This is a genomic window from Okeania sp. (assembly GCF_035285525.1).
In the GTDB taxonomy this organism is placed as follows: Bacteria; Cyanobacteriota; Cyanobacteriia; order Cyanobacteriales; family Microcoleaceae; genus Trichodesmium.
In genome coordinates, this window is record NZ_JAYKGW010000253.1 from 1 (window position 1) to 19,588 (window position 19,588).

Below are 19,588 nucleotides of genomic sequence, written 5' to 3' on the forward strand. Positions count from 1 at the left end.
TGTAGAAAAGAGGGCTGGTTTAGATAAATCTGAGATGAAATATGGAAATCTCTGATTCAACCCGCCCCTACATAATTATTAATTATTCATTATTTTGATGTTGTAGAAAAGAGGGCTGGTTTAGATAAATCTGAGATAAAACAGGGAAACCTCTGATTAAACCTGCTCCTACAATAAATTAATTCTTCATTATTAATTCTTCATTATTAATTCTTCATTATTAATTCTTCATTATTCATTATCTATTACTCCCTTTTTACTATCAGAAAATATCCACCAAGCAGCAATTAATAAGGTAAAATTTCCCAATAAAGTCATTGATGCTTGGAGAGTAACTAACCATTCTAAATTAGGGTCGTTATCAAAATAATGCCAAGTACAAGCACACATAGCACTAACTAATGCAGGTAACATAGCAAAAGATAAACTATACCAAACACGATTGTTGGTAACATTACCATAAAGTGAAATAAACCAGATGGCAGCTATCCATTCTATAACACTAGAAATATGAATAATCCAAGTAGGAATTGATAAAGCGTGCATATCTAAAAAAATCTAAATTTTTAACTATTAACTAGCTATTAGCTTTTAGCATCTCTTTAAATCCTTGGTTTCTATAAAATAGAAAGTTTAGGAAATGTTTAAATCTAATTCTAAACTTTTACTGCTGATTGCTAATTGCTAATTACTAATTTATCCTCTTTTATTAGGTTAAATCAAAATAGGAAATAACTCAAACAAATGCGGGTAATTTTATGTGGTTACTACGGCAAAGGAAATGGTGGAGATGAAGCATTATTAGCATCTTTACTACAAATGTTGCCTAATAATATTCAACCTTATGTTTTGTCTGGCAACCCCTCCGAAACAGAAAAACGTTATGGAGTTCAAGCAGGCGATCGCCTTAATACTTTTACTATTCTCCAAGCAATGAGACGTTCGGATATTTTTATCTGGGGGGGTGGCAGTCTTATTCAAGATGCTACCAGTCTTGCTAGTCCTTTTTATTATGCTGGATTAATGGGAATAGCTCAAAAAATGGGCTTAAAAACTATTGCTTGGGCACAAGGAATAGGGCCTTTAAATCATCCCATTACCCAATTTTTGGCCAAACAATGTTTTCAAGGTTGTACAGCAGTTAGTGTGAGGGATGGACGTTCGGCAAAAATAGTTACTAAGTGGGATATTCCTTTTACTTTAGCTCCTGATCCTGTTTGGGCTTTAGAAACTTCCCCTTTCCCTGGTCTGGAAAATTTACCTACACCCAAAGTAGCGGTGAGTTTCAGACCCCATCCTCAACTTACTCCCTCACGTTTAGAAATTTTAACTCAAGCTTTAATTGATTTTCAAAAGGCAACTGAAGCGTTTATTTTGTTATTGCCTTTTCAACCAATAAAAGATTTAAAAATTGCTGAATTTATTCATCAAAAATTGCCTGATCATAGCCAGATTTTAACTATAGAAAACCCTAGAGTTTTGAAGGGAGTTTTTGGAGAAGTGGAAATGGTAATAGGTATGCGTTTCCACAGTTTAATTATGGGAGCTGCAGAGAAATGTCGTTGTTTTGCTATTAGTTACGATCCGAAAGTTAGTCAGTTAATGACTGATTTGAAAATCCCTGGATGGGAGTTATCAAAATTGCCAGAAGATGCAAATTTAATTAGTCAAATTTGGATTGATAATTATGCGAATGGGGAAGCTTTATTGTTAGATAAAATAGAATTTTTTCGGGAGCGATCGCTGATTCATCAAGAAGTATTACATTCTGTTTTGGAGGGAATAGGGAATAGGAAATAATCCTAAGCATTTAGCTATTAGCTGTCAGATATCAGCAACAAGACTTTTCTCTCTTAAATATTGTTTAAATGAATATATATCTAAGGTTAATGAAACCTGCTTTGGTAGCAATATTTATCAAGCTTTTATTGCGGTGTACTAAAAATAATAGCTGATAGCTGAATGCTTACAAATAATCTATGAATTATGTGTGATAATTCATGTTATTCCTTATTATTAGAAATGTCTATTTGTCAAAAATTCTAAACTTTCTGATCTTTACTTTCTAGGGACGTTATATGCAACGTCCCTACCTCAATTTTTCTAGCCCCATAGATATAGGTTTAATTAATTTTTAGCGAACTTTTTTGCAAAGCAAAGCATGGAAAGAAAAACCCAAAAAAAATGTTGTTCCCTACTCCCTACTCTCTACTCTCTTTCTTAAATAAAACGTTAAAAACATGGGATGTTTTATGATACTTACCAACAGGTAACTTAACTAACGAATTACTACTGTTTGAAGTAAGTAAATAAGTTTCATAATCCAAAAAATTCATAAACTTCCGGAGTTCAGTTTCATTAGTTCCCATTCTTTCTAAACCAAACCTATTAATCTCACAAATAATATATGGAACATTATATTGACTAATTGTATTTACTGCTCCTTTAATCACATTAAGTTCTGCGCCTTCAGTATCAATTTTGATCATTTTTAAATTAGTAATATCCCCAGCTTGACTAAGAATATTATCTAGTTTAGATAGTTGAGTATTTTGCATTGTTTGATTATGCAAACTTTTATAATTAAATGGATGTTGACCTACATCCCACAGAGCATGACCGCCATCATTATCTTGATTTACAAATATTTGTGTTTCTTTAGTTTCTGAACCCACCGCCATATTAAATAGTTTGATATTATTTAGACTATTAAGATTTATATTTTCTAATATTTTTTGATAATTTGATAATTCTGGCTCAAAAGCAAATACTTTCCCTTTATTTCCCACTATTTTTGCAGCCAAAATCGAATAATATCCAATATGAGCGCCAATATCAATAAAACAATCATTTGTTCTCAGAAATCGACAAAGTAATTCAAAAATTTCCGACTCATAAGTTTGCCCTTTTTTAAAACATTCAAGCATCAGTTTTTGGGTGAATTTATTAGAGTCTAGAGAAAGCTTAATTTCTTGATTCTTAGAATTAGATTGCCATTTAATACTGATAGTTTTTATATCATTTTCGGAAATTATATTAGAACTACTTTTCTGATGAATCATTGCCCAATAAACATCAGGACCAGCAGGCACATTAAAATTAATATCTAATACTTTTAAAGTCTCAAATCCACTTCTTTTAATTAAATCTAGCCACATACTTTTTCCTAATACACTATAATGATTTCTATTAGTTTGATGTTTGCAGCTAGTATCCGGAGCAGGTACTTCTATATACAAATAACCTTCAGGTTTAATGACTCTAGAAATTTCCTGCAAAGTAAAATATGGGAAAATACTATGTTCTAAACAATGGCGACACCAAACAAAATCAAAATAGTTATCTGGAAACTCTAGAAATGATTGATCCATTTGATAGACTTCATAACCTTTTTGTTGGCAAATAGCTACATCTTCGGTGTTTAAAGTAATTCCAATAGGAGTAAAACCATGTTTTTGAAATATTTCCAAAGCTACACCTTGACCGCAACCAACATCTAATATTTTGGCTGCGGGTGGTAAAGAGATTTGTTTCAAACATACATGAAACATTTGTTGAGTTACTTGACTATGAAGTTTGGTTGGGGGTTCGGGATAGGTATCATTTTTAATTCTTTCCAGAAACAGTTCTAGTTTTTGAATTTGCGTTCTCTCTAGTTTCATAGTTTAAATACGAAGATAAATTTATCTATTTACGATAACATAGTCATCAGAAAAAAACGTCGTCAGGAAAAAAAACTAAAAATATGCCATGGAAGTGAAATATTCTTCTGTTGTATAGAACTCCTAACCGGAGCTATAAAATTAGGTCGGGAGATGGGGAATGGGTTCACAGGGGTTAGCAATAGTTGGTCAGTTTTATTGAGATTATCTTTAACTTAATTAGTCACATATTCGTAAATTGTCTTTATGGTATTGGTTTACTCCTTATTTAATTTACTTCATCTAAAAATATTAGCTATGGGATAAGAAATAATTGCTCGATCTTCTGTCATAATTATTTAGTCGTGTTCTCAAGATTGACAAAGCAAAAAACCGTCAAACGGATCGTTATTTAAAGGAGGTAGTTTAGCTAATTCAGTAATCGTAATTTCATCAATAGATAAACTAGAAATTGAATGTTTTTGACGTTGTTTGGGAAGATAAGTTTCCCGGGATTCTGGTAATGGTAATTTTTATAATTGATATTTAATCATCGCTTCCCAAACAGAAACTACACTAAGATAGATTTCATTATTTTAATTACTAATAGCATCATAACATTTTCCTTAAAGTCATTTACTTTTAGTAATAAACCAGAGAAATATATGAGTATCTAAAAGCATTTTCATGGATTAGTAAACAGGTTAATAATTTATTCAGGAAGAGGATAGTTAAAGTCATCTGGTACAACAAATTCACCTTCACACAAACCAAGAGGACGAGGTTGTTTTTGCTGTTGATTTGTAGAAATTGGTTTGACTTCAGCAATAGGTTTATTAGCTTGAGTAATGATTAAGCTATTACCTTCTTGAATTAGTTTAATAAACTCTGAAAAGTTTTCTTCAATTTCATCTATATTTAGATTAATCATAGCTATGATTTTTCCTTCTAATTTTTTTTGAATTGTTCTAATTTTTGTCTGATAAAAATATCAATTTATTCAACTTCAGGAATTGATTTCGGAATATCAAAAGTCTCTGTTGCAGCTTCAGAAGTAATATAAAATCCGGTTGAATACTCGTTATATAGTTGTGGGAGATGGGGAGATTGAAGTGTAGATAAAATGATGAACATATACACTTGTAACCGGATTCTATATCAAGGGAACAACAAATATATAAAATGCTGCTTTATCATTAGGATTATCAATAACATAAGCTCTAAATTTTAGCTTTATTCATGTTATTAAAATCTGGCTTGATCATAATAATTTCCAAGTATCATCCTGATGTATTTCTATTTCTATATTATCTCCTGCTAAGATCAATAAATTCCCTGTTCGTTCGTCTAAACTAACAATAGAAATTAGGAGTGAATGTATTAGTTAAAGATTGACAAAGTATGACAGATCTGATGCTTTGTTCACCAGTTGGTAAGTTTGTTTATCTCCTACCTTTTATTATTCTGTTACTATTAATTTAGGTTTAATTACTACTAACTTTTCTAACAATACCACTAGCTGTGTAGTTTTCATCGCCAGTTTGATTTTTGTAGTAATAGTTCAATTTTCTTCTAGAAACAAACTCAAGTTTAACATACCCTCGATTCACACAAGATGATTTTCCATAGGTAATATTTTCAAATAATTCAATCTTTTCATCTGTAAGTTTCTGAAGTGTTAATTCACCTCCGCATCTTCAAGAAGGATAAGCAATGGTTCCAACAATAGAATCAATTTGTCCCGGAATTAGTGCTAGAAAAATTGACCACTCTCTACCTGTATTTTGAATACCAGAACCTTCCCAAACACCAACATAGCTAGATGGAAAATTTTCATACTTTTGTGCATTAACTTTGGCAATGTTATTGAAGAATATTTCTAGTAAAAATACTAAAGATATAGTTATAAACAAAGTTATAAGATAGGGATTTTTTCTCATTTGATTAACCATTGTTTTTTTCATTATTTCATCCGATCGATAGTCCGATACTGGATCGCCTCGCCAACATAACCCGGTTTCAACTCCTCATCCCCTGCTAAGTCAGCAATAGTCCTCGCCACTTTCAATATCCGATCGCTCGCTCTCGCTGACAACCCCAATTTTCGGATCGCCCCCTCCAACAAACTCCGACTACTATCATCCAACTGACACCACTTCCGAAAATGACGACTTTGCATCTGCGCATTACAACTTAAACCTGTCTCATCCTGAAACCGATGTCGAGCGCGATCGCGTGCCACCCTCACCCTTTCTCTCACATCTAACGAACTTTCCCCAGTATCCTGTCTCGTAATTTCCTCTGGTTTCAAGCGACTCACCATCACCTGTAAATCAATTCTATCCATCAAAGGTCCTGAAAGTTTTCCCCAATATTGTTCCCGTTGTCGAGGCGAACAAGTACATGGTTGAATAGAATCTCCATAATAACCGCACGGACAAGGGTTGGTACTCGCTACCAAAGTAAACTGAGCGGGAAACTCCACTGAAAGTTTAGTCCGAGATATTGTCACCACCCCATCTTCCAATGGTTGACGCAAATATTCCAAAACATTGCGATTAAATTCTGTTAACTCATCTAAAAATAACACCCCTCTGTGAGATAAAGAAATTTCTCCTGGTCGCGGAAAACTGCCTCCACCTACCAAAGATGGTCCTGATGCCGAATGATGGGGAGCGCGAAACGGGCGATCGCTCACCAAACTTCCCCTATCTTTCAATAACCCCGCCACTGAATAAATTTGAGTCACTTCCAACGCTTCCTCAAAACTCAAGGGAGGCAATATTCCTGGTAAACGTCTTGCCAACATCGTTTTCCCACTACCAGGAGGTCCGACAAAAATTAAATTGTGCCCCCCCGCAGCAGCTATTTCCAGAGCGCGACGAGCATGATGTTGTCCTTTCACTTCCTTTAAATCTAAACCTGTAAACTCTTGCTTTGCTAAAATTTCAGCAGTATCTATTTCTACAGGAGAAAAGCTAGTCGGATTATTCAAAAAATCAGTAACATCAAAAATATTATCAAATCCATAAACTGATAACCCCTTCACCACCGCTGCTTCCTTAGCGTTAGCAGCAGGTACAACTAAACCAGTAATTCCCATTTTTTTGGCAGCAGCAGCAATAGGCAAAACTCCAGCCACTGGTCGCAAACTGCCATCCAGAGAAACTTCTCCCAAAAATATATGGTCTGCCAATAAATCTGCATTCACCTGGTCTGAGGCTGCCAAAACTCCTACACTAATAGGTAAGTCAAAACTCGGACCCTCCTTCCGTAAATCTCCCGGAGTGAGATTAACCAAAATTTTCCGCATCGGGAAAGCATAACCACAATTTTTTAGGGTGGCTTTGACCCTTTCCTTGGACTCTTGAACCGCTGCATCTGGCAATCCTACAACTACAACTTTTGGCAAACCCCCAGATACATCGACTTCCACACCCACTTTTACGGCCTCAATGCCAATTATTGATGCACTCCAGACTCTAGCTAACATATTCGTTTATTCTTGACATACTGCTGCTTCATAAAACCGATATAAAACCTCATTGTCGGAGTGACATTTTAATTTTTACTTCCTGCTGCAACTGAGGCCGTCGGCGGTTACTCATCCACAAGCATTGACGGGTCTTCCCCAACCGCATCTCTCAAATTGATACTGGCGTTTAAATCTCTATCTATTGACCTACCAGATTCTGGTCAGTCATAAGTTCTCAAATGCAAGGGCATATCCTGAACATGACCACAGTTTAAACAAGTCTTTGATCATGGAAAAAATCTGACTACTACTAACTCTGAACCGTACCATTGACACTTGTATTCTAGCCCCCGACCTGATCTTTAACTAGACAACAAGGGATTGTTCAGTCTGGGGAAACCCTGACGGCTGTTTTGACAGAGAAAGGTGATGTCCTCCCCCTCTATTTGTTGACTTTAGATAAATCATAGGTATGATAATAAAATACTTCTTGTTTGTCAAGGGGGAGTGGAACCTTTAGGATATGGAGGTATCCCAGCGTTGACCCTGACTTTCTAATTACTTCACTCCCCTGATAGCTGCCACTAGGCTCGGCCTTTTCCTGACGGAGTGCTACGCCAATATATCGGCGACAGCCAAAGCGGAAGAGCGGGGGACTTCCCCCCACGGAAGTTTAAATTTGTATAGAGTTATTTATAATATAGATAAATGAGCGAACAAGACACTATTTTCAGTAAGATTATCCGGCGGGAGATTCCAGCGGACATTGTTTATGAGGATGATATGGCTTTAGCTTTCAGAGATATTAATCCTCAAGCTCCTATTCACATTTTGGTAATTCCTAAAAAGCCTATTCCTAAGTTAGCTGATGCTGTACCTGAAGACTACACTTTGATGGGACATTTATTATTAACTGCAAAGCGAGTTGCAGAAGAACAAGGAATACAAAATGGCTATCGTGTGGTGATTAATAATGGGCACGAAGGTGGTCAAACTGTATTTCATCTACATCTTCATGTTCTTGGAGGTCGTCAGATGGAGTGGCCTCCAGGCTAAGGCTAATTAACGAAGTCATAATTCATAAATCAGAAGTTGTTTCTGTCACGGAGATTTGAGTAACTCTCCAAAAACGTTTCGTCGATTAAGGCCGGGTTTTATACCCAATTATTTTGATCAGCTAAGACCCATTTTTAATGGGTCTTAGCAAGTCATAAATCATAAGTAATAAGGCTTGTGCTTTTAATTAGGCGCACAACAAATATAGGGATTTGGAGACCAAACGCCTACAATAAAATATGACAACCTATAGCAATCCTAAATAGGTTGTCATATTTTAGTGGTAGTTAGGAATCAGAATTCAAAATTTTCAAGAATTAACTATTATAAAAACTGTCACAACCAATTTAAAATTGCTATGTTAAGTGCATAAGCAAAATTAATTAGGGTTTGCTGATTAAATATAGGAACATTGACAGATAAAAGTTTTGGTATTTTTACGTCAAAAAAAGTACCATATTTTTGCCTGACAAGGCACGGTTCCTGAAAAATAAAAAAGTTAGTATTTGGGCAAGATTTAGCCAGAAAAATTATCCCTTGATTTTTCTGATTACCTACTCTATAAATTCCTATTCCTTTAGACTCTTAACGACTCCCTATTCTCTGCCAATCACAAAAAGGCTTGATTCGGCAAACCCTAATTACATATTCTGTTGATTCCCTAACCTATTTTCCCTTCCCTATTTCCTAAAAACTTTTTAATTTTGTACACGAATCAATATGAATCACTTTTTCCTATTGCCTCTATACCTCTTTTCTGAAGAAGTCTACTCCCTACTCCCTATTCCCGAAAAACTTTTTAATTTTGTACACAAATGAATCAATATGAATCACTTTTTCCTATTGCCTCTATACCTCTTTTCTGAAGAATTATACTCCCTACTCCCTATTCCCTACTCCCGAAAAACTTTTTAATTTTGTACACGAATGAATCAATATGAATCACTTTTTCCTATTGCCTCTATACCTCTTTTCTGAAGAATTATACTCCCTACTCCCTATTCCCTACTCCCGAAAAACTTTTTAATTTTGTACACGAATCAATCAATATGAATCACTTTTTCCTATTGCCTCCATACCTCTTTTCTGAAGAATTATACTCCCTACTCCCTACTCCCTATTCCCTACTCCCTAACTCAATATAAATTATGCTAAAAACTTTATTTTATTGGCACAAAAAATTTCCAGTATGGAAACAAATATCAGTTTTTTCTAGTGCTACTTTAGTCAGTTTAAACTTTTGGATAACTCCAGTAATAGGAGACCCATTTCGTCAAGAAAATCAAATTGAAATAGGAGAAAAAACTGAAGCAGCTTTTCAGGCTATGTTTGAAAAAGGAGATTATAAACAAGCACAAAATTATTTAAAAATGGCTGAATCTGAAGATATGGATGAGCCTCTGGTTTATGCCATGATATCTTCTTTATATTACCTGGATGAAAATTGGGAATTACTAAAGTTATATGCTGAAAAAACTATTGAAGCAGGAGAAAATTTAATAGAAATTAATCCTGTTCGTGGTAATATTTACGCTGCAACTGGTCACTTTCTAGAAGGTGGTTATATTGTATCTACTGAAGGTCCGTTAAAAGGAGCGCCAAAAGCTTTAGAAAAACTTCAAGAAGTTTTTAGTCATTTTGAGGCAGCAGAAAGAATAAATTCATCAGACCCAGAATTGAATTTGCTGAAAGGATATATGGATTTAATGTTAGCAGTAAATTTACCATTTTTTGACCCTGCTAAAGCCATAGAAACATTAGAGGAAAAGGCTTATCCTGAGCATTTAGTTTACCGGGGGTTAGCTTTAGCTTATCGAGATTTAGATGATCTGAAAAATGCTTTGGAATATATAGATAAAACTATATCAAAAGTTCCTGAAAATCCAGAGGTACGGTACCTAAAAGCACAAATTTTAGTGTCTCAAGCTAAGGATAAAAATAACGATTTATCTCTGAGAAAAAAAGCTAGGAAACATTTTAATATAGCTTTGGCAAAGTCAAACCAAATGCCAAGACGTTTGGTAGCACAAATATTTTTTGAACACTGTAAAAATCTTAATAATATAGATCAAGGAAAACGACCTTGCGACCCGATGCGAGATGAAATTAGAGATGGTTTAGGCACATGGGGACCCTCAGAATTACCTGTTATTAATTAATTTATTAGTTATAGCAACTCCCATACTTGTGAGGTATAAAATTCTGAGTTGTAGGGAACACTTAACTGGGAAAAGGGAATAGAGAATAGGATAAAAATAGAAATAGATTTACCTTACGATTCTGGAAAATGCTATATCATTACCTCTGGTTTGAAAGAAGGAATTATCAGCAATTTTCGGCATTTTGTAACCATTCAGATATCAGCTATTAGCTTTGATTTATTAACTTATTATCACACTAAAAAAGGAATTAACCTCATAACGATAAAGTAAAAATAATAAATAAAATTAGTCATCAACTAACCTTAGAATTGTTTGATTCTTGAAAAAATCTAAATGCTGTTGGCGGAGCATTCCGTAGGAAATACTAATAGCTGCATGCTTACGTCATTTTAAATAACTTTAGCAGTTCTATAATATTAATTGTTATAGAATATTCATTAACGGTTTGGTACAGCTATAACAAGCAAAATGTCTGTGCTAAAAAAATCTATTTTGCATAACTACTTAAATATTTATGGAAGTACAATTTCGCGAATTTAATCCTTTTGATGTCTGGATTTGGTTAGAGTTTAATACTATTCCTTCTCTGGCAGAAAAACATTACATAGAAGAATTATTTGATTCTTGGTTTTTATTGGGAAAATTGGGTGGGTTTAATTCTGAAAATTTACAAGTTCAAGAAGCAGGAGTCGAGATTAGTTATATGGAATATAGTCAGGAAATGGCAGGTCAAAGTATGATGGCTGTTATGCACAATATGGGAGATTTGGAATATGAAGGTTTATGGGGTCGTTGTTGGTTTGATTTAGGAACTAGCGATGCTTTAGCTATTGATATTTTGGTGAATAGTTTTCAACAGTTAAGTGCAGAATTAGTGACAATAGAAAAATTGATTATTGGTGGTCAAAATCAAGATTGGCCTGTACCAGAAAATAGGTATGAAGATGGTTTTTATGATGATAATTAAGTAATACCTTTTCACGGAGTTCAAAAGTAAAAAGTAAGATTTCATAGCTCAAAACTTTGATTATTCAATAACTTAAGTAAATTATTCGACATCTAAAGTTTGAAACTATTTGTAACTTTCTTTTTTCAAATTGGTATAATCAGGCTTTCCATAAGCAAACTGTAATTATTAAAGAATATTTTGATTAGGAGGATAATTAAAATGGAGATTAATATTCTTGATATTGTGGCAGAGGTAAAAGGATTATTTGAGCAATATGAAATTGCTTTGATGAGTAATAATGTTAATGTTTTAGATGAATTATTTTGGCATACTCTTCACACTATCCGTTATGGAGTTAATGAAAATCTTTATGGATATGAGGCAATATCAGCTTTTAGAAAAGTTCGTGGAACAGTTAATTTAGAACGAGTTTTAATGAATACTGTTATTACAAGTTATGGTCAAGATTTTGCCACAGTAAATACTGAATTTCAACGTCAAGAAACTGGCAAGATGGGTAGGCAAAGTCAAACTTCGATGCGTACTTCTTTTGGTTAGCGAGTTGTGAGCGCTCATGTTTCTTTCTTATAAAGAAGAAGGAAGAAGGAGGAAGGAAAAAGGTGGAAGAAACAAAGGGGAAAATTTGCTTGAGATAGGTGGTTTTTAAAAGATGAATCAAAATTTACAATATCAAAAAACTTTGGCAAATAATAAACTTCAAAATCATACTGAATTAAGTGTGGTAAAAAACGATGGATTAGAATCTGAAAAAGATGAACAAGATGATGTTAATGCTATTAATAAATTGGCAGAAAATTATTATAATCAAGGAAATTTTATGGAAGCGATCGCTCTGTGTCAGCAAGCTCTAAAAAAACAAGCAAATTTTGCTCCAGTTTATAAAACTTTGGGAAATATTCTCCAAGCACAAAATAAAATAGATGCTGCTATTCGTGCTTATTCATTGGCAATAAAAATTAATCCTAATTTTTTTGAAGCTATTGTCAATTTGGGAAGTATGTTTTACAAAAAAGGGCAAATTGATACGGCAATGATTAATTACAGAAAAGCGATTAAAATTAAACCTGATTTAGCAGTAGCTTATTGGAATTTAAGCAAAGTTTTAGAAGAAGAGGGTAGATTTTATGAAGCATTTTATTTGCAAGAAAAAGCTTTACAAATTCAACCAAGTTTAATTGATAATTATCAAGATAGTAATTTTAAAAAGTGGAATAGTCTAGAAAGTTAAAAGAAGAAGGAAGAAGAAAAAAGGAAAGAAAGTTGATTAGTTTATGGTAGAATCAAGTTAAGGATTTTTTTTATTTATATAATCTGAAGAGCTACTATATATAGTTCCATCTCTTATGAGTTTTAGTCTTAGCTAAACTATATTGTGCTTTATCATTTTTCTTCTTTCCTGTTTAATGAAAAAAAAATTAGTTTGGTCAAATTACTTTAATTATTACTTCGTTCTGACTTCCTGCTTAATAAGAAAAAATTAGTTTTGCTAAATCTCTTTAAATTAAATAGGGTTTACTGAAAAGTCTTTTTGCTATTTTTAGGGAGTAGGGAGTAGGGAGTAGTTAAGAGTCAGGAATAATAAGAGTTATAGAGGAATTAGTTGGCAGAATTGTCTCTTAATTTTTCTGTCCTACTGAGTCTTTTGTCCTAACTTTTTTCATATTCTTGACCTCAAAGCTGGTACTTTTTTCCAACAAAACAAACAAGTTGCTAAAAACTTTATCTATCAATGCTTTCATATTTATTCAGCCAGTCCTAAATATTCCTTCTTACTTCTTCCTTCTTTTTTTTCTTATTTCTGCTTTTTTTACTTCTGCCTTCTTACTTCTGCCTTCTTACTTCTGCCTTCTTACTTCTTCCTTCCTTCTTACTTACTTAATATGAAATCAGAAGAACAACAACATCCCCAATACAATAAAGATAGACAAATAGTTGATACTTTATTAACAGAAAAAGATACTGCTTACAACTTAGCAGAATTAGCAAGATTAAAAATTCGTTATCGAGGTTTTCCTGGAGCAAAAGATATTCAGGAAGACTTAGAAAAAGTATTAACAAAGTGGGAACTTACTGAAGAAAAGCTCTTTGAAAAAACTCGTGAAATTCATCGGAAAGGTCAACCATATAAACAGAAAAATACTGACCAAGAAGATTGGCTTTAAGTCATTTTAGTTATCAGTTATCAGTTATCAGCTTTAAATATGCTAATCCTAACAGTATTTTTATTTTAGTAGACCACAAAGTAGGGAAGTTGCATAGAATTTCTCTACAAAGTTATCATTTTTTTAATCTGATTAATTGACTGGAAAACTGCTATAAATAGATTGTAATTTTTTATCGTAGAGATTTGGTCTCCAAATCCTTGTTTTGCTTCAATTTGGAGGCTAAACTACTCCCTATTCCCTGCTCCCTACTCCCTACTTAACTATTAACATTAAGCTGTTTAGTAATAATATTAATTGGAGGAGAACAATAAACACATAATTCATTAGCAATTTCTACAGCTTCTTGAGGATTTTTATCTAAATACATTGCTGTTAAAGCAAAATGTTCTCCAGCTCCAATCGCTGCAAATTCATTAATTTTTTCGACTAAATAACTATCGCAAACACGGAAAATTTCTCCCTCTATTCCTATTAAATAATCATTTCTCTTGGAAAAAGAATCATCCTTAGATTTAGCCCAAGAATAAAACTCAACAATGAAATCTAAAACACCTTCTACAGTTGGTGCTGCTGGTTTATGATTTCTGGCAAAAATTTGCATAAAACTTAATTCCATAATTAAACCAACACCACCAATAACTAAACCATTTATTTCAAAAAGTTTGCCTTGTTCATCTCCAGTAACACGATAATTTTCTTTTAAATGACCGCATACTCGAATACTATCCGAGGCAAACATTAAGCGATCTGAATATTTTTTGGCTGCAACAACACTCATAATATTTAATCAAATTTACTCAAATTAATCTATGCTATATTAACAGAAGTATGCTGATTCAGCAATTAACAATTAATAATTACCTCTCCCTAAAAGGGAGTAGTAAACAATTAATAATTCAATAATTACAGCACTTCCCGTTGTTATGAGGTACACCCCCATACGGGCTTTCCGGTCCGCACTACAATATTCTCACAATTTACCTTGTACATCATTTGCTCGAAATACGCTGTGTTTAATTATTCATTATTCAAGGGAGGCTTCAAGGCCCGAATTATTTAATTATTAATTATTAATTATTGCCTATTTTTTGCGATCAACATGAAACTTTTGACTCTCATCAACACTAACAAAATTAAATCCAGCTTGTTCCATAATTTCTTCTTTTTTCCACTCCTTAATATAATTAAAATTTAGTGTTTGTTGAACTAATATTTATCCATCTTTCTTAAAAAAATAAGTTTTCTCAATGGATTCAATTTCATCATTTTCTGCAATTTTTTCTATCTCCTGAAAATCAACAATTCCTGTCGGGAGATTTTTTTGATAACTTTGATGTTCTCCCTGAATATTCAACAAAAATAACTCACCTTGACGCAGATGTTTAGCAACATTAATTAATCCCTTAATATCCTCATCAATATCCTTAGCATGATTTCTTAAGTCAGAGCGATCGCCTCTTTTGCTTATTACCCAAACTCCTCTATTTGAAACAGCAATATCAAAAGTTTTTTTTGGAGGTTCATATCATAGATATCTGTCTCTAATAATTTTCCCTATTCTCCTAATCTTTTTCTGGCAATATTGAGCATTGATGAACTAATATCTACTCCTATAAATTCAGCTTCGGGAGCAAGTGTCAATGTTCCTACACCCAATTCTAATATTTTTTTCTGACCATCTTTCATCAAAGAATAGACTTGATTAGCCATTCTTTGATAATCATAATTTTCTTGAGTCATCAAAAGATCGTAATAGTCGGTAAAACTGTCGTAATAATCGGCGACATTAGTATATTTATTCATAGTTAAAAGTTCATCTTTAGATAAATAGATTATAAGTATTAAGTTATTAGTTATCAGTTAGCCTTCTGGGTCGTAACTGCGCAATTCAGCAATAAAAACCTCAAGCTTAAGAAGAAGATTGAAACGAATATAGACATGAAAACTGGCTTTTATAGTAATTCTTCATTCTCAAATGAAAAAGCTTTTATCACAAACTAAAAGTAATAGCCGATAGCTGATAGCTCACGGCTGAATGCTTACAAAAGATATTAGTCTTGGACTGTACCTCACCATCCTTAAAAGTGCTGTAATATAATTATTACTAATTAAATTATGTTTTGATATTGTTTTTCTAAATTTAATTAGTTTCGTTTTTTCCAGATTGTAACAAAATATTTCACGAGCTTGCGTTATTTCAGAGATTTGGTATCATAATTTGTACATAAGGTATTGTGCCAATGTTGTGTCTAAAGCAGAGAAAAAATTAATCTTTAAAGCTCTACAACCAACTATTTTCGTTAATTACACTTCAAATTTAACAATTTTGAGCGTTAGAAAATAAGCTCAAAAAAACAAAATTCAGGCAAGTACAAATATTCAATAAATTTTCTAATTTGACAAAATAATGGATATAAGGTATATGGCTAAGATACTTAATATCTAAATGTTTAGGGGAAAGACATTAGTCCTGAACTGTGCCTCACCATCCTCATGGATTGCTGTAATTAGGGTTTGCGTATGGAAAGTCTGATGGTTAAGGTAGGGAGTAGCGGTCGTTTTTGCGCTTCGCAAAGCTTCGCTAACGGTGCTTGAGCCGACATGTTTGCGGAGCATGACCTTAGGAAAACGCTGCGCGACATGGAAAGCGAAGCATTCCGAAGGAAAAAGTGAAACTTCCTGAAGGGTGGGAGGGATGGGTTCCCTAACCATATCCAATCGACCAAAAGAGGGAGTAGTTAAGAGTTAGGAGAAATGGGAGTTATAGAAGAGTAAGGACGTTGCATGCAACGTCCGTACAGAAGAATTGTCTGTTAATTTTTCTACTCTTGTGTAAGCCTTATGTGCTAACTTTTTTAACCTTTTTGACCTAAAAGCTGGTACTTTTTCCCGACCTAAACCTAAAGTTGCTAAAACCATGATTAATGTCAATGCTTTCATACTTTTTCAGCAAACCCTAATTATTCTTAAATATCTTATTAAATTATTTGCGATCGCTATAGTTATAAGAAATGGCATCTGTTGAAAAAAACTGTAAGGATTGGGTCTCGAAACCCAAGGGCGAACGGATTTGGATACCAAACCCCTACGAGCAAATTGTACAAGTTATTTAGGAGTGCTATATATTTTTCCGGCAAATTTTTGATAATCTCCAAATAACCATTCAGGCAATTTATTTATATCTTCAATTCGTAATTGTTCAGGACGACAATATAACATTGCTGCTAATAAATAATTGATAGATTTTGGTGCTTCTATTCCTTGAGCAAGTTGAGTAGCTAAATGTTGTAAAAATTCCTGTTCACTTTCTACTAAATATTGATTTTGTATCCCACTATTTAGTAATGCTTGATAAGCTTTACCCATTTCACCTAAGTAAAAAGTTTCTAGTTTTTGAGGTTCTAAATTTATCCAAAAATCAGCAGTTTGTTTTCTCAGTTGACGCAACTCTTTAATAACAGATTCATCAGATGAATCTATATAATAAAGATTCACAGTTCCTAATAATTGATTCAAAAACTTTTGATGAGCAGAATCTAAACTTTCTGATTGATTTTCTGTTACAAATTCAGGAGTTTGTAGGGGTTTGCTTTCCAAACCGGGTTTGGAGAACAAACCTCTACGGATAGAATCTTCTGAAAAATGAGGTGATTTAGTTTGAAAAACTCTTTCTAATTTCTGAGCAACTTCTCTACTTTCAAATACCTGTTGATAATCATTAATTAACCAATTAGGCAAACGATTTTTGGCATCTCTGACTAACATTTTACCAGGAATAAAATATAGCATTCCCCCTAAAAGTGCATTAACAGCTTTAGGATCGGTTAAACCCATACTTTTATCGGCTAATTTTTTCATAACTTTCTCTTCTTCTTTGGTTTGAGCTTCGTTTTGAATCCCACTTGTTAATAAGATTAGATATGCTTGTTTAATTTTTCCTTGATAAATATTTTCCAATTTCTCAGGAGGTATATCTAACCAAAAATCAGCTATTTGTTTACGAAGTTGACGTAATTCTTCTATTAAATATTGATCGTTCGGGTCAATTTTATAGAGATTTACACAACCTATTAAACGATTTATAAATTCAGCAGTTAAATACTTTTCTTCTGTTGATTCTATGGTTTTTGGTTGATGAATATTTTGCCATTTTTGAAATAATTCTTGGAACAATTTACCTATTTGTAGAGAGTAACTACGACTGTCTAAAAATGATGGATTTTGCTGCATTTTTTCTTGAATTTCTTCCCGTTTTTGTTGGCGAAATTCTGAATTATTTGCCAACTTCAGCGCTAAATTAATATAACTTTCTTCTCCATCAGCAATAAGCTCCTCCATATTAATTTCTCGTAATAAAGCAGACGCTTGTCTAAACCTTAAAGCATTTCCTTCCACCACAACTGGTGGTACTCCTACCATTAAAGGATCTATTAAAGAAGTTGCGCCACCATAGGGGAAAGAGTCTAAATAGATATCTGCTAACTCTAAACATTTTTTGATATCTGATTTACTTGGCAATGCTTTAATAACTACTAACCTTTTAGTATTAACGTTGTGTCGTTCTAAAGTATTTCGCATTTGTTTGATAAAAGGTCCGACTGGATAATAATTCGTCCAGTTGGGGTTAAAGGGATACAAGACTAAAATGGAGTTTGGCACTGCACTGAGAATTTTTGCCCAAGTCTCACGCATTTCGGGAATGATTTTGTAGAAATTTGCCCCGGAAATAAAGATGGTAGTTTCGTCGGTTGCTCCCCAACTAGAGCGGAGGGGTTGTACGACTGGAAGAGTTTCGGCGATGGGATATCGGAAACATAGTCCGGAACCTTCTAAGTTGACTAATTTTTCGGTATACTGTTCTTGGGTGGTTTCGGTCCGAGCAGTTAATTTGCCAGAAATGTAATATTCTATTGAGGTCATCCCGGTAGTAGTGGGAGAATTAATAGATGTTAGTTGGATTCTGGCTAATTGATAAGTTGCTAGTAAAGTAGAATTTTTGGTAATCGCAGTAATATTGGAACCGAAAAAGAGAATATCAAGATTATCGTTACGAATAGTTTGTACTTGATTTTTTAATTCTTTTGGTAGTTGGAAAAATTTATCAGCACGACTTTGACAATATTGTTCTAAAGGATGTTTGTTAGAATTTATTGCATAGAGAAATATCTCAAATTTACTCCGATCTAAATGTTCAAAAACTGGAAGTAAAGAATAAGTTTCTGTCTGAGGAGTAAAGTGATCCTTGATAATTCCTAAACGAATTTTTTGGCGTTCATTAGGTCGAGGTGGCATAGAATAATTGAGCTGTAAACCAAGTTTTTTCAGAGCAAACTCAATAATTTCTGCCCGTTTGATATAGAGACTTTTTAAATTTGGCGTAGTCGTAAAATATAGAGGTATCCAATTAGAATTTTCCAGAAATAATGAAGCGCTCGCTTGCCATATTTCGGAGTCGGGATTTGTGGAAATATTATTATGAACATAACTCAACCAGTCATTCATAAAATGATAGAAATTATCTGTTTCTCCTATTTGTTGGAAAAGTTGAGGAGCAGCAAACATAAATTTTAAATAGTCTGCAGCAAACCAGTTAGGAATTGGAGCTTTTTCGTATTGAATTTCTAATTGATATGCTTGACGGTAAAGCATAGCTGCTAAAAGATATTTAATATCTAAAGCTTGGTTAAATCTTTTAGCAATATTAGCTTTGATTTTAGTGACAAACTTTTGCTCGGTTTCGGTTAAAGTTTCATCTTTAATATTGCTTTTTAGTAAAGCTTGGTGTATTTGACCGACTTCTCCTAAATAGGAAATTTTTAGATTTTCCAAGGTATTTATATTTAACCAAGAATCTGCAATTTGCTTTCTAATTTTTTGCAATTTCACCAAAGCATATTTATCTAACTGATTTTGTTGATAAAACTCAATTTCTTTATTTACTTCTGCTAGAGAAAGCAATAAATTATTTGCGAAAATATCTCCAGATTTATTAGATTCTAATGACTGAGATTTTAAAGATACTTCTGGCTGACTTTTTGTCTGACTCAAAGAAGATTCAATATAGTCAATATCTCCAGATTTATTAGAATCTAATGACTGAGATTTTAAAGATACTTCTG

At 33.3% G+C, this 19,588-nt stretch carries 19 protein-coding genes; 7 read left to right on the forward strand and 12 right to left on the reverse strand.

What is annotated here, in order from left to right; genetic code table 11:
- Positions 1 to 231 precede the first annotated feature (231 nt).
- Positions 232 to 546, reverse strand: coding sequence for a DUF2499 domain-containing protein (locus VKJ25_RS23810; RefSeq protein WP_324239137.1), 315 nt, complete (start codon positions 544 to 546; stop codon positions 232 to 234).
- 198 nt (positions 547 to 744) lie between these two features.
- Here VKJ25_RS23810 and csaB point away from each other — a divergent pair, with 198 nt between their 5' ends.
- The gene (gene csaB, locus VKJ25_RS23815; protein WP_324239138.1) at positions 745 to 1,800 is read left to right on the forward strand and encodes a polysaccharide pyruvyl transferase CsaB; all 1,056 of its coding nucleotides are present in this window, start codon (positions 745 to 747) and stop codon (positions 1,798 to 1,800) included.
- 401 nt (positions 1,801 to 2,201) lie between these two features.
- Here csaB and VKJ25_RS23820 read toward each other — a convergent pair whose 3' ends face one another.
- The 6 genes from VKJ25_RS23820 to VKJ25_RS23840 form a co-directional block, all read right to left on the reverse strand.
- Positions 2,202 to 3,662 (reverse strand): FkbM family methyltransferase, encoded by a 1,461-nt coding sequence (locus VKJ25_RS23820; RefSeq protein ID WP_324239139.1) that lies wholly within the window; start codon positions 3,660 to 3,662, stop codon positions 2,202 to 2,204.
- 691 nt (positions 3,663 to 4,353) lie between these two features.
- Positions 4,354 to 4,572 carry a type II toxin-antitoxin system Phd/YefM family antitoxin gene (locus tag VKJ25_RS23825; protein WP_324239140.1) on the reverse strand — a complete coding sequence of 73 codons (219 nt, stop codon included), beginning with the start codon at positions 4,570 to 4,572 and terminating at the stop codon, positions 4,354 to 4,356.
- A 65-nt stretch (positions 4,573 to 4,637) separates the two neighbouring features.
- Positions 4,638 to 4,775 carry a hypothetical protein gene (locus tag VKJ25_RS23830; protein WP_324239141.1) on the reverse strand — a complete coding sequence of 46 codons (138 nt, stop codon included), beginning with the start codon at positions 4,773 to 4,775 and terminating at the stop codon, positions 4,638 to 4,640.
- A gap of 127 nt (positions 4,776 to 4,902) precedes the next feature.
- Positions 4,903 to 5,022, reverse strand: a complete 120-nt coding sequence (locus VKJ25_RS24795) for a DUF6888 family protein (protein WP_375340371.1) — start codon at positions 5,020 to 5,022, stop codon at positions 4,903 to 4,905.
- A gap of 316 nt (positions 5,023 to 5,338) precedes the next feature.
- Positions 5,339 to 5,605 (reverse strand): hypothetical protein, encoded by a 267-nt coding sequence (locus VKJ25_RS23835; protein ID WP_324239142.1) that lies wholly within the window; start codon positions 5,603 to 5,605, stop codon positions 5,339 to 5,341.
- Complete coding sequence (locus tag VKJ25_RS23840) at positions 5,605 to 7,134, reverse strand: YifB family Mg chelatase-like AAA ATPase (RefSeq protein WP_324239143.1); 1,530 nt, start codon at positions 7,132 to 7,134, stop codon at positions 5,605 to 5,607. The genes VKJ25_RS23835 and VKJ25_RS23840 overlap by 1 nt, the downstream gene beginning before the upstream one ends.
- Positions 7,135 to 7,824: 690 nt before the next feature.
- Between VKJ25_RS23840 and VKJ25_RS23845 the strand changes: the two genes are divergently transcribed.
- The 6 genes from VKJ25_RS23845 to VKJ25_RS23870 all read left to right on the forward strand — a co-directional run bounded on the left by VKJ25_RS23845 (position 7,825) and on the right by VKJ25_RS23870 (position 13,466).
- Complete coding sequence (locus VKJ25_RS23845; RefSeq protein ID WP_324239144.1) at positions 7,825 to 8,172, forward strand: histidine triad nucleotide-binding protein; 348 nt, start codon at positions 7,825 to 7,827, stop codon at positions 8,170 to 8,172.
- Between the two features lie 1,148 nt (positions 8,173 to 9,320).
- Entirely contained in the window at positions 9,321 to 10,331 is a 1,011-nt protein-coding gene (locus VKJ25_RS23850; protein WP_324239145.1) for a Sll0314/Alr1548 family TPR repeat-containing protein, read from the forward strand.
- A 517-nt stretch (positions 10,332 to 10,848) separates the two neighbouring features.
- On the forward strand, positions 10,849 to 11,301 hold the full coding sequence (locus VKJ25_RS23855) for a DUF3531 family protein (protein ID WP_324239146.1): 453 nt from the start codon (positions 10,849 to 10,851) through the stop codon (positions 11,299 to 11,301).
- A 201-nt stretch (positions 11,302 to 11,502) separates the two neighbouring features.
- Positions 11,503 to 11,841, forward strand: a complete 339-nt coding sequence (hpxZ, locus tag VKJ25_RS23860; protein ID WP_324239147.1) for an oxalurate catabolism protein HpxZ — start codon at positions 11,503 to 11,505, stop codon at positions 11,839 to 11,841.
- Positions 11,842 to 11,953: 112 nt separating this feature from the next.
- Entirely contained in the window at positions 11,954 to 12,532 is a 579-nt protein-coding gene (locus tag VKJ25_RS23865; protein WP_324239148.1) for a tetratricopeptide repeat protein, read from the forward strand.
- A 652-nt stretch (positions 12,533 to 13,184) separates the two neighbouring features.
- Positions 13,185 to 13,466 (forward strand): DUF3288 family protein, encoded by a 282-nt coding sequence (locus VKJ25_RS23870; RefSeq protein WP_324239149.1) that lies wholly within the window; start codon positions 13,185 to 13,187, stop codon positions 13,464 to 13,466.
- Positions 13,467 to 13,725: 259 nt separating this feature from the next.
- Here VKJ25_RS23870 and VKJ25_RS23875 read toward each other — a convergent pair whose 3' ends face one another.
- From VKJ25_RS23875 to VKJ25_RS23895, 5 genes are all read right to left on the reverse strand, one after another.
- Positions 13,726 to 14,247, reverse strand: coding sequence for a hypothetical protein (locus VKJ25_RS23875; protein ID WP_324239150.1), 522 nt, complete (start codon positions 14,245 to 14,247; stop codon positions 13,726 to 13,728).
- Between the two features lie 435 nt (positions 14,248 to 14,682).
- Positions 14,683 to 14,826 carry a hypothetical protein gene (locus VKJ25_RS23880; RefSeq protein WP_324239151.1) on the reverse strand — a complete coding sequence of 48 codons (144 nt, stop codon included), beginning with the start codon at positions 14,824 to 14,826 and terminating at the stop codon, positions 14,683 to 14,685.
- Positions 14,827 to 15,023: 197 nt separating this feature from the next.
- Positions 15,024 to 15,272 (reverse strand): class I SAM-dependent methyltransferase, encoded by a 249-nt coding sequence (locus VKJ25_RS23885; protein WP_324239152.1) that lies wholly within the window; start codon positions 15,270 to 15,272, stop codon positions 15,024 to 15,026.
- 942 nt (positions 15,273 to 16,214) lie between these two features.
- On the reverse strand, positions 16,215 to 16,409 hold the full coding sequence (locus VKJ25_RS23890; RefSeq protein WP_324239153.1) for a hypothetical protein: 195 nt from the start codon (positions 16,407 to 16,409) through the stop codon (positions 16,215 to 16,217).
- Positions 16,410 to 16,574: 165 nt separating this feature from the next.
- On the reverse strand, positions 16,575 to 19,588 hold a 3,014-nt coding region (locus VKJ25_RS23895; protein WP_483143757.1), incomplete at its 5' end, for an O-linked N-acetylglucosamine transferase, SPINDLY family protein.

Excerpts from the sequence above, each read along its gene's own strand:
- VKJ25_RS23810 (WP_324239137.1), bottom strand. The coding sequence starts at position 546 with ATGCACGCTTTATCAATTCCTACTTGGATTATTCATATTTCTAGTGTT.
- csaB (WP_324239138.1), top strand. The coding sequence starts at position 745 with ATGCGGGTAATTTTATGTGGTTACTACGGCAAAGGAAATGGTGGAGAT.
- VKJ25_RS23820 (WP_324239139.1), bottom strand. The coding sequence starts at position 3,662 with ATGAAACTAGAGAGAACGCAAATTCAAAAACTAGAACTGTTTCTGGAA.
- VKJ25_RS23825 (WP_324239140.1), bottom strand. The coding sequence starts at position 4,572 with ATGATTAATCTAAATATAGATGAAATTGAAGAAAACTTTTCAGAGTTT.
- VKJ25_RS23830 (WP_324239141.1), bottom strand. The coding sequence starts at position 4,775 with ATGTTCATCATTTTATCTACACTTCAATCTCCCCATCTCCCACAACTA.
- VKJ25_RS23835 (WP_324239142.1), bottom strand. The coding sequence starts at position 5,605 with ATGAAAAAAACAATGGTTAATCAAATGAGAAAAAATCCCTATCTTATA.
- VKJ25_RS23840 (WP_324239143.1), bottom strand. The coding sequence starts at position 7,134 with ATGTTAGCTAGAGTCTGGAGTGCATCAATAATTGGCATTGAGGCCGTA.
- VKJ25_RS23845 (WP_324239144.1), top strand. The coding sequence starts at position 7,825 with ATGAGCGAACAAGACACTATTTTCAGTAAGATTATCCGGCGGGAGATT.
- VKJ25_RS23850 (WP_324239145.1), top strand. The coding sequence starts at position 9,321 with ATGCTAAAAACTTTATTTTATTGGCACAAAAAATTTCCAGTATGGAAA.
- VKJ25_RS23855 (WP_324239146.1), top strand. The coding sequence starts at position 10,849 with ATGGAAGTACAATTTCGCGAATTTAATCCTTTTGATGTCTGGATTTGG.
- hpxZ (WP_324239147.1), top strand. The coding sequence starts at position 11,503 with ATGGAGATTAATATTCTTGATATTGTGGCAGAGGTAAAAGGATTATTT.
- VKJ25_RS23865 (WP_324239148.1), top strand. The coding sequence starts at position 11,954 with ATGAATCAAAATTTACAATATCAAAAAACTTTGGCAAATAATAAACTT.
- VKJ25_RS23870 (WP_324239149.1), top strand. The coding sequence starts at position 13,185 with ATGAAATCAGAAGAACAACAACATCCCCAATACAATAAAGATAGACAA.
- VKJ25_RS23875 (WP_324239150.1), bottom strand. The coding sequence starts at position 14,247 with ATGAGTGTTGTTGCAGCCAAAAAATATTCAGATCGCTTAATGTTTGCC.
- VKJ25_RS23885 (WP_324239152.1), bottom strand. The coding sequence starts at position 15,272 with ATGAATAAATATACTAATGTCGCCGATTATTACGACAGTTTTACCGAC.
- VKJ25_RS23890 (WP_324239153.1), bottom strand. The coding sequence starts at position 16,409 with ATGAAAGCATTGACATTAATCATGGTTTTAGCAACTTTAGGTTTAGGT.